General features: G+C 72.5%; 9 protein-coding genes. 4 read left to right on the top strand and 5 right to left on the bottom strand.

Translation table 11 applies throughout. From position 1 onward, the window contains the following. Positions 1 to 117 precede the first annotated feature (117 nt). The 3 genes from ACWC21_RS17880 to ACWC21_RS17870 all read right to left on the bottom strand — a co-directional run bounded on the left by ACWC21_RS17880 (position 118) and on the right by ACWC21_RS17870 (position 2,761). Positions 118 to 1,227, bottom strand: coding sequence for a sensor histidine kinase (locus tag ACWC21_RS17880; protein WP_450882787.1), 1,110 nt, complete (start codon positions 1,225 to 1,227; stop codon positions 118 to 120). After that, a complete protein-coding gene (locus ACWC21_RS17875; RefSeq protein WP_450882785.1) occupies positions 1,224 to 1,961 on the bottom strand; it encodes a response regulator transcription factor in 738 nt (245 codons plus the stop codon). The genes ACWC21_RS17880 and ACWC21_RS17875 overlap by 4 nt, the downstream gene beginning before the upstream one ends. Positions 1,962 to 2,083: 122 nt before the next feature. Next, on the bottom strand, positions 2,084 to 2,761 hold the full coding sequence (locus tag ACWC21_RS17870; RefSeq protein WP_450882783.1) for a spermidine synthase: 678 nt from the start codon (positions 2,759 to 2,761) through the stop codon (positions 2,084 to 2,086). A gap of 192 nt (positions 2,762 to 2,953) precedes the next feature. Between ACWC21_RS17870 and ACWC21_RS17865 the strand changes: the two genes are divergently transcribed. The 3 genes from ACWC21_RS17865 to ACWC21_RS17855 all read left to right on the top strand — a co-directional run bounded on the left by ACWC21_RS17865 (position 2,954) and on the right by ACWC21_RS17855 (position 4,705). Beyond that, positions 2,954 to 3,718, top strand: a complete 765-nt coding sequence (locus ACWC21_RS17865; protein ID WP_450882781.1) for a rhomboid-like protein — start codon at positions 2,954 to 2,956, stop codon at positions 3,716 to 3,718. 94 nt (positions 3,719 to 3,812) lie between these two features. Then, complete coding sequence (locus tag ACWC21_RS17860) at positions 3,813 to 4,133, top strand: DMT family transporter (RefSeq protein WP_450882779.1); 321 nt, start codon at positions 3,813 to 3,815, stop codon at positions 4,131 to 4,133. Next, a complete protein-coding gene (locus ACWC21_RS17855) occupies positions 4,133 to 4,705 on the top strand; it encodes a TetR/AcrR family transcriptional regulator (RefSeq protein ID WP_450882777.1) in 573 nt (190 codons plus the stop codon). Before ACWC21_RS17860 ends, ACWC21_RS17855 begins: the two co-directional genes overlap by 1 nt. A 9-nt stretch (positions 4,706 to 4,714) precedes the next feature. Here the strand turns inward: ACWC21_RS17855 and ACWC21_RS17850 are convergent, their stop codons facing one another. Next, positions 4,715 to 5,512, bottom strand: a complete 798-nt coding sequence (locus ACWC21_RS17850) for a GNAT family N-acetyltransferase (protein ID WP_450882775.1) — start codon at positions 5,510 to 5,512, stop codon at positions 4,715 to 4,717. A gap of 187 nt (positions 5,513 to 5,699) precedes the next feature. Here ACWC21_RS17850 and lon point away from each other — a divergent pair, with 187 nt between their 5' ends. Continuing rightward, on the top strand, positions 5,700 to 8,123 hold the full coding sequence (lon, locus tag ACWC21_RS17845; RefSeq protein ID WP_450882773.1) for an endopeptidase La: 2,424 nt from the start codon (positions 5,700 to 5,702) through the stop codon (positions 8,121 to 8,123). A 157-nt stretch (positions 8,124 to 8,280) separates the two neighbouring features. On the opposite strand, the gene ACWC21_RS17840 is transcribed toward lon, so the two are convergent. Then, a partial coding sequence (locus ACWC21_RS17840; RefSeq protein WP_450882771.1) for a GH25 family lysozyme occupies positions 8,281 to 8,669 on the bottom strand: 389 nt, incomplete at its 5' end.

Below are 8,669 nucleotides of genomic sequence, written 5' to 3'. Positions count from 1 at the left end.
CCGGGCGGTCCGTGGTGGTGACGGGTGGGCGAGCGGCCCCGCCGGGCGGTCCGCGGTGGCGGCGCCCGGCAGGTCCAGTGGCCCCGCCGGGCCTTCGCGGTGATGAGCGGCCGTGCGTCAGTCCGGTGCGGAGCGTTCCCCGGGCAGGACGATCAGGATGCGGCAGCCCCGTTCGGACTCGGCCACTCCGATACGCCCGCCGTGCAGGTCGACGGCCCAGCGGGCGATCGCCAGGCCGAGCCCCGTACCGCCGTCGCTGCCCGGGCCGTGCGGACGCCGTACGGCACTGCCCCGGTTGAAGCGCTCGAAGACCCGGTGCCAGTCCGACCGGGGGATGCCGGGCCCCTCGTCCAGGACCTCCAGCTCCAGCGACTCCGGCTGCGGCCCGCGCCGTGCCTTCACGGTCACCCGGCCGTGCGGCGGGCTGTGCTTGACCGCGTTGTCGATGAGATTCGCCACGACCTGGTGGATCCGCTCGGGATCCGCGTGCGCGGTCAGCTCCGGCGGGGAGACGTCGAGGTGCAGGTGGACGTCGTTGCGGGTGTGGTTGCCCGAGCCGGACGCCATGCCGGCGCGCGCGGAGGCGACCATGTTGGCCTCCTTCAGCACGCCCGACAGATACGGCCACACCTCGAAGCGCCGCTTGCGCAGCGGTACGACGCCGTTGTCCAGCCGGGACAGGTCCAGCAGGGTCTCCACCAGCCGCCCGAGCCGCTCGGTCTGCTTCAGCGCCGTCCGCATGGTCTCGGGGTCCGCCTCGGCGATGCCGTCGACGACGTTCTCCAGCACCGCCCGCAGACCGGCGATGGGAGTGCGCAGCTCATGGGAGACGTTCGCCACCAGCTCCTTGCGCTGGCGGTCCTGCGCCTCCAGCTCGTCGGCCATGACGTTGATCGTCTGGGCCAGGTCGCCCAGCTCGTCCCGGCGGCTCTCGCGCACCCGCCGCGTGTAGTCGCCGTGCGAGATGGACCGGGCCACCGTGTTCATGTCATCCAGGGGCGCGGTGAGCGAATGCGCCACGAACTGCGTTATCAGCAGTGTGGCGATCATCGAGAACACCGTGATGAAGCGGAGCTCCGTCTTGGTGTGCACCGCGATCATCGACAGCCCGGTTGTGATCAGCACGGAGATGACGACCAGCGCGCCGAGCTTGGTCTTGATCGAGAACGGGCGTACGCCGCCCCAGGGATCCCCGGGGCCTCGCCGTGCGGGCGGCCCGTCGCTCATGGCGTCGGGGTCTCCAGGGCGTAGCCCACACCGTGCACGGTACGGATCCGCTCCGCGCCGATCTTCCGGCGCAGCGCCTTGATGTGGCTGTCGACGGTACGGGTGCCGGAGGCGTCCGCCCAGTCCCAGACCTCGGCCAGCAGCTGCTCCCGGGAGAGCACCGCGCGCGGGGTGTTCGCCAGGCACACCAGCAGGTCGAACTCGGTGGGCGTGAGATGGACGTCCTCGGACCGCACCCGGACGCGCCGCTGCGCGTGGTCGATCTCCAGCTCGCCCAGGCGCAGGATGCCCGAGCGCGGGGTGGACGCGGCGATCGCCGCCCGCTCCACCCGGCGCAGCAGCACGTGCACCCGCGCGGCCAGCTCCCGCATCGAGAACGGCTTGGTCATGTAGTCGTCGGCGCCGACGCCCAGCCCGACCAGCATGTCGGTCTCGTCGTCGCGGGCGGTCAGCATCATCACCGGGACCGGCCGCTGGGCCTGCACGCGCCGGCAGACCTCCAGGCCGTCGAAGCCGGGCAGCATGATGTCGAGGATCAGCAGGTCGGGCTGCCAGGCCTCTGCGGTGTCGACGGCGGCCGGTCCGTCCCCGGCGGTTTGCACGAGGAATCCCTCGGCGCGGAGCCGGGCCGCGATGGCGTCGACGATCGTCGGGTCGTCCTCGACCACGAGGACCCGGCGCTGTGCGCCGGGGGTGGCCGCCGCGCCGTTCTGGGAGGTGTGTGTCTGCTCCATCGCCCGCCCCTGAGGTGCTTTCCGGAACCAGTGGGGTGGTTCCTCGGTCTGCGCATGGTTGCGATTGACGCTTGAATGATCCGCGTCAGGGATGCACATTACGGGGAGTCGCGTCGCCTTTGCTATCCAGGTCTTACGGCGAGGTGCACGGCGTCCGGAACGCCCCGGGCAACGGGGATCTCTTCGGTACGCACCTGCTGGAACCCGGCATTCCGCAAGGTATCTTCAAATTCCGGGGAGGGCGTCGCCGACCACACCGCGAGCACCCCGCCAGGCCTCAAGATCCCTGCGCAGCCCGCGAGTCCGGCCGGTGAGTACAGGCCACCGTTGTCGTCGGTGACAGTCCAGCCCGGTCCGTTGTCGATGTCCAGGCACAGGGCGTCGTACGTGGCGGATGTCTCATTGACGTGGTCCAGCAGATCGGCTTCCACGATCCGGGTGCGCGGGTCGGCGAGGGCGGTGGCGGAGAGTGCGGACAGCGGGCCGTCGAGATGCCAGTCGATGACCGCGCGTTCACGCTCGACGACGGTGATCCGGCCCCAGCGGGGATCGGCCGCGGCATGTGCGAGTGAGAAGCCGACGCCCAGCCCGCCGATCAGCACGTCCGGTTCCGGCCGCCCGTCCAGCGCGTCGTACGCGGCGTCCACGAGCAGCCGCTCCGAGCGGCCGTCGGAGGTGTCCATCAGGAAGCAGCCGTTGGCGATGATCTGCAGTAACTCCCCGTGCCGGCGCAGGACCACCTCGCCGTAGGGGCCCTCACGGCGGTCCAGGACCACGGGGGTCTCGTCGGTGTCGTTCACCTGGTCATCCTGCCCGAACGGGGCCTGGCGGGCAGGGGAATTACCGGTGCCGGGCCGGGTGCCGGCCGTGGCGCCCGTCGCGGTCTCGGGGATCTTGAGAGGTTCCTGAGAATCCGTTCCCGCGTGGCGTCGGTCATAGACAGCGACTGGTGCGACACGAAGGGTGGGGCGGAACGGAAGGAGCGCCTCACCGTGGAACCGACCGCGAGTGCCGCGAGGACGGCCGAGCCGCTCGACGGCGTGCCGCGCCAGCGCGTTCCGGCGGCGGGAAGCGCCACGGCGCCGGTTCCTCCCGCCCGCCCGGTCCCCGCCCGGTCCCCGGCCCGTCGCCTCCTGCGGCTGCTGCCCACCCCCTCCGGCACGCCGTTCACCCTCGGCTACGCGGCCGTGCTGGCCGTCACCTCCCTGATCGCCGAGTACGCCGACCCGTCCCTGGTGCACGCCCTGCACCAGGGCTCCAGCACGGATGTCGTCCATCTGCTGCGCCAGCCGATGCTGGTGCTGCCGGCGAGCGCGCTGTGGGTCGCGGGCGGGCTGCTGTCGCCGTTCACGCTCGGCTTCGTGCTGGTGCTGACCGCGCTGGAGCGGCGGACCGGCGGACTGTGCGCGGCCGGAGTCTTCCTGCTCGGGCACGTCCTCGCCACGCTCGCCACCGAAGTGCCCGTCGGGCTCGCGGTGCTGGCCGGTCATCTGCCGGACAGCTCCCTGCACCGCCTGGACTACGGGATCAGCTTCGGCGTGGCGGCCTGCGTCGGTTCGCTGGCCGGTCTGCTCACTCCGTGGCTGCGCTGGCCGTTGCTCGCCCTGGTCGGCTGGATGCTGGTCCGGGACCTGATCGCGTTCACCGACCCGATGACCGACTGGGGCCATCTGATCTCCCTGGCCATAGGAGTGGCCACCTGGCCGCAGGTCAGGCGTCGGCAGCGGTCCCGCACCGCCCGACCCGCCGCCGCCTGACCGACCACCGCCCGACCCGCCGCCGCCTGACCGACCACCGCCCGACTCGCGCGCATGTGTACACCCGTACGCATCGATGCGTACACTCGTACACATGGGATACGGAATGCTGGCCGGGGCCATCGCGGCGGAGGTGGCCGGGACCACGGCCATGAAGTACAGCGACGGCTTCAGCAGGCTGTGGCCCTCACTCGGTACGGTGGCCGGCTATCTGGTCGCCTTCGCGCTGCTCGCCCGGACCCTGAAGGTGATGCGGGTCGGCACCGCGTACGCGATCTGGGCCGGGGCGGGCACCGCGCTCGTCGCCGCGATCGGGGTCGTCTTCCTCGACGAGCCGGCCGGGCCGGCCAAGGTCGCCGGGATCGCCTTCGTGATCCTCGGTGTCGTGCTGCTCAACCTGGGCGGGGCGCACTGATGGCGGCGGCACGGCGGTACGACCCCGAGCGCCGGCAGCGGATCATCGACGCCGCGATCCGGGTGGTGGCCCGCTCCGGGATCGCCGGGCTCAGCCATCGCTCCGCCGCGGCCGAGGCGGATGTGCCGCTCGGCTCCACCACGTATCACTTCAAGACCCTCGACGACCTCCTCGTGGCCGCCCTTCGCCAGGCGAGCGAGGGCTTCGCCAAGGTCGTCCGGGAGGACGGCGGTGCCCTCGCCGACCCCGGCCGCGACCTCGCCGCCGAGCTGGCCCGGCTGACCGGCCGCTGGCTGGACGGCGACCGCACCGGCGCGGAACTGGAATACGAGCTCTACCTCGCCGCGCTGCGCCGCCCCGCGCTGCGCCCCGTCGCCGCCGAGTGGACCGAGGAGGTCGCCGAGCTGCTGGCCCGGCGCACCGACCCGCGCACCGGGCGCGCCCTGGTCGCGCTGCTCGACGGGATCTGTCTGCAGGTGCTGCTGACGGGCGGTGAGTACGACGAGGAGTACGCGCGGGACGCCCTCGCAAGGGTGATCGGGGCGGCCGGCCGGCCGGGCCGCCCTCGCTAGTCGCGGCCGTCAGGCCCGTCCCTTCGGCGACCACACGTACGGGGTGACCGTCGTCACCGCCCGGAAGCCCAGGCGCCGCAGGACGCGCGCGCTGTCGGCGGACGCGTCGAGGTGGAGGTAGGTGACGCCCCGGGTGGCGGCGAGGGCGGCGCGGGTGGCGACCAGGGCGCGGTAGATGCCCTTGCCCCGCCACTCCTCGAGGGTGGAGCCGCCGAGCAGGCCGGCGAACTCGGTGCCGGGGCGGAAGGACAGCCAGGCCGCGCAGACCATCTCGCCGTCGGCCTCGGCGACGTACACGGCGAGGTCGTCCGGGGCGGTGGCGAGCCGAGCCAGCAGGTGCTCGGCGAGCCAGCTCATGTCCTGCCCCCAGACGGCGGTCTGCAGCGCGGCGATCCGGTGGATGTCGGCGTCGGCACCGACCCGGCGCAGGGTGACGCCGTCCGGGAGTTCGGGCCGCTGCACGTCCAGGTCCGCCACGGGGGCGACCAGCACCGTCTCCTCGGCCTCGGGTACGAAGCCCGCCGCGCGCAGCCGGTCGGTCAGGTCCTCCGGGGCGTCGTGGCCGCGGACCTTCCACTCCACCGCCTCCCCGCGCGCCGCGAAGTGGTCCCGCTGCCGGGCGATCAGCTCGTCCAGCTCACGTCCCCGCGTCTCCAGGTCGGGCGGCGCGTTGAGGATGCCGCGGAACAGTCCGACGATCCGCAGCAGCCTGCCGTCGTACTCGTGCGTGATCCCGGGCGGCGGGACCGGCGGCGTCGTGCGTATCTGGGCGTCGTAGGCGGCGAGCAGCGTCGCGGTGTCGGTCATCCGTTGCACCGTACGGGGAATGCGGGGGTGGGCGGCAAGTGCTTTTCCGACGGGGTCCGCGCGCCTCCGACGGGCCCCGCGCGGTGGCCACCTGATGATCGCTCACAGCGAACACCCCTTGGGGAACAATCGAAGGCTCACGAGCATTGAGTCGGCATAGCTCAATTTGACTGCCGAAGGGGAGATCATGACTGCTGAGTCCACGGCGTCCACACCGCTCACCCTGCCCGTTCTGCCGCTCGACGACGAGGTCGTGCTGCCCGGGATGGTGGTCCCGCTGGATCTGAGCGACTCCGAGGTCCGGGCCGCGGTGGAGGCCGCGCAGGCCGCCGCCCGTTCGGAGCCGGGGAAGCCCAAGGTGCTGCTGGTGCCGCGCATCGAGGGGACGTACGCCAAGACGGGTGTGCTGGGCACGGTCGAGCAGGTGGGCCGGCTCGCCGACGGTGACCCGGGCGCCCTGATCCGCGGCCGCGGCCGGGTGCGGATCGGTGCCGGGACCACCGGGCCGGGTGCGGCGCTGTGGGTCGAGGGCACCCGGATCGACGAGAGCGTGCCGGACCCGCTGCCGGGTCAGGTCGCCGAACTCGTCAAGGAATACAAGGCCCTCGCCAGCAGCTGGCTGAAGAAGCGCGGCGCCTGGCAGGTCGTGGACCGTGTCCAGGCCATCGACGACGTCTCCGCCCTCGCTGACAACTCCGGTTACTCGCCGTTCCTGACCACCGACCAGAAGGTCGAACTGCTGGAGACCGCCGACCCGGTCGCCCGTCTGAAGCTCGCCACCCAGCAGTTGCGCGACCACCTCGCCGAGCAGGACGTCGCGGAGACCATCGCCAAGGACGTCCAGGAGGGCGTCGACAAGCAGCAGCGCGAGTTCCTGCTGCGCCGCCAGCTGGAGGCCGTCCGCAAGGAACTGCGCGACCTGAACGGTGAACAGGACGGCGAGGAGTCCGACGACTACCGCGCCCGTGTCGAGGCCGCCGACCTGCCCGAGAAGGTCCGCGAGGCGGCCCTGAAGGAGGTCGACAAGCTGGAGCGGGCCAGCGACCAGTCGCCCGAGGGCAGCTGGATCCGCACCTGGCTCGACACGGTCCTCGAACTCCCTTGGAACGAGCGGACCGAGGACGCCTACGACATCCAGGGCGCCAAGTCGGTCCTGGACGCCGAGCACGCGGGCCTGGAGGACGTCAAGGAGCGGATCACCGAGTACCTGGCGGTGCGCAAGCGGCGTGCCGACCGCGGCCTCGGCGTGATCGGCGGCCGGCGCGGCGGCGCGGTACTGGCCCTGGTCGGCCCGCCCGGCGTCGGCAAGACCAGCCTCGGCGAGTCCGTCGCGCACGCCATGGGCCGCAAGTTCGTCCGGGTCGCCCTCGGCGGTGTCCGGGACGAGGCCGAGATCCGCGGCCACCGGCGTACGTACGTCGGCGCGCTGCCCGGCCGGATCGTCCGCGCGATCAAGGAGGCCGGTTCGATGAACCCGGTCGTCCTGCTCGACGAGATCGACAAGGTGGGCTCGGACTTCCGCGGCGACCCCGCGGCCGCCCTCCTCGAAGTGCTCGACCCGGCCCAGAACCACACCTTCCGGGACCACTACCTGGAGGTCGAACTGGACCTGTCGGACGTGGTCTTCCTCGCCACCGCCAACGTCCTGGAGGCCATCCCCGAGGCCCTGCTCGACCGCATGGAGCTGGTCCGCCTGGACGGCTACACCGAGGACGAGAAGGTCGTCATCGCCCGCGACCACCTGCTCCCGCGCCAGCTGGACCGGGCGGGACTGGGCAAGGACGAGGTCACCCTCGACGAGAGCGCGCTGCGCAGGCTCGCCGGTGAGTACACGCGCGAGGCGGGCGTGCGCAACCTGGAGCGGTCCATCGCCCGGCTGCTGCGCAAGGTCGCGGCCCAGCACGAACTCGGCCGGCGGGAACTGCCGTTCACCGTCACCGACGGCGAGCTGCGGGACCTGATCGGCCGGCCGCACCACGTGCCCGAGTCCGCCCAGGACCCGGCCGAGCGGCGCACGGCGGTCCCGGGCGTGGCCACCGGCCTGGCGGTGACCGGCGCGGGCGGCGACGTCCTGTACGTCGAGGCGTCCCTCGCGGACCCCGAGACGGGCGCGGCGGGCCTGACCCTCACCGGTCAGCTCGGCGACGTGATGAAGGAGTCCGCGCAGATCGCGCTGAGCTTCCTGCGCAGCCACGGCGCCGAGCTGGAACTGCCCGTCGCCGACCTGAAGGACCGGGGCGTGCACATCCACTTCCCGGCGGGCGCGGTCCCCAAGGACGGCCCGAGCGCCGGCATCACGATGACGACGGCGCTCGCGTCACTGCTGTCCGGCCGGCTGGTCCGCACGGACGTGGCGATGACCGGCGAGGTCTCGCTGACCGGCCGGGTGCTGCCCATCGGCGGTGTGAAGCAGAAGCTGCTCGCCGCGCACCGCGCCGGGGTGACCACCGTGATCATCCCCAAGCGCAACGAGCCCGACCTGGACGACGTCCCGGCCGAGGTGCTGGACAAGCTCGACGTCCACGCCGTGACCGACGTCCGCCAGGTCCTGGAGCTGGCGCTCGCTCCCGCGACCAGCGACGCGACGCCCGAGGTTCCGGCCGCGGCGTGACGCGGTGCCCATAGCGGGCTCCGCCCGCGGAGACCGGAGAGGCAGGGCCCGGGTCCCGTGAGGGAGGCCCGGGCCCTCGCCGTGCGTCAGCCGTCACGCCGGCCGGCACCGGCACCGGCACCGCCCGGCACCGGCAGCCGTCACGCCGGCCGTGAAGTCAGCCCTTCGCGAGGGCGACCACCCGGTCCAGCGCCCCGTTGAACCTGTCGTGGTCCCCGACCGTCGGCCCGGACGAGGTGTACTGCCACATGGTGTAGAAGTCCCACCCCGACGGCAGCGTCCCCGGGTCCGACGCGTACTTCGCGATCCACAGCGGGTTGTCCGACGCGAAGCCGCCGTAGTCGCCCGTGCACTGGCTCCACCAGCTGGTGGCCGTGTAGACGACCGCGTCCCGTCCGGTGCGCGCCTTGTACGTGTCGAGGAAGTCGGCGATCCAGTTGACCATGGCGCCGGTGGACTTGCCGTAGCAGGCGGCACCGTAGGGGTTCCACTCGATGTCGAGGGCGCCGGGGAGGGTCCTGCCGTCCTTGGACCAGCCGCCGCCAT

Source organism: Streptomyces sp. NPDC001348 (genome assembly GCF_053597535.1).
Note: the sequence above shows the minus strand (reverse complement) of the source record. Positions and strands in the feature narration are given on the sequence as shown.

Excerpts from the sequence above, each read along its gene's own strand:
- ACWC21_RS17880 (WP_450882787.1), bottom strand. The coding sequence starts at position 1,227 with ATGAGCGACGGGCCGCCCGCACGGCGAGGCCCCGGGGATCCCTGGGGC.
- ACWC21_RS17875 (WP_450882785.1), bottom strand. The coding sequence starts at position 1,961 with ATGGAGCAGACACACACCTCCCAGAACGGCGCGGCGGCCACCCCCGGC.
- ACWC21_RS17860 (WP_450882779.1), top strand. The coding sequence starts at position 3,813 with ATGGGATACGGAATGCTGGCCGGGGCCATCGCGGCGGAGGTGGCCGGG.
- ACWC21_RS17855 (WP_450882777.1), top strand. The coding sequence starts at position 4,133 with ATGGCGGCGGCACGGCGGTACGACCCCGAGCGCCGGCAGCGGATCATC.
- ACWC21_RS17850 (WP_450882775.1), bottom strand. The coding sequence starts at position 5,512 with ATGACCGACACCGCGACGCTGCTCGCCGCCTACGACGCCCAGATACGC.
- lon (WP_450882773.1), top strand. The coding sequence starts at position 5,700 with ATGACTGCTGAGTCCACGGCGTCCACACCGCTCACCCTGCCCGTTCTG.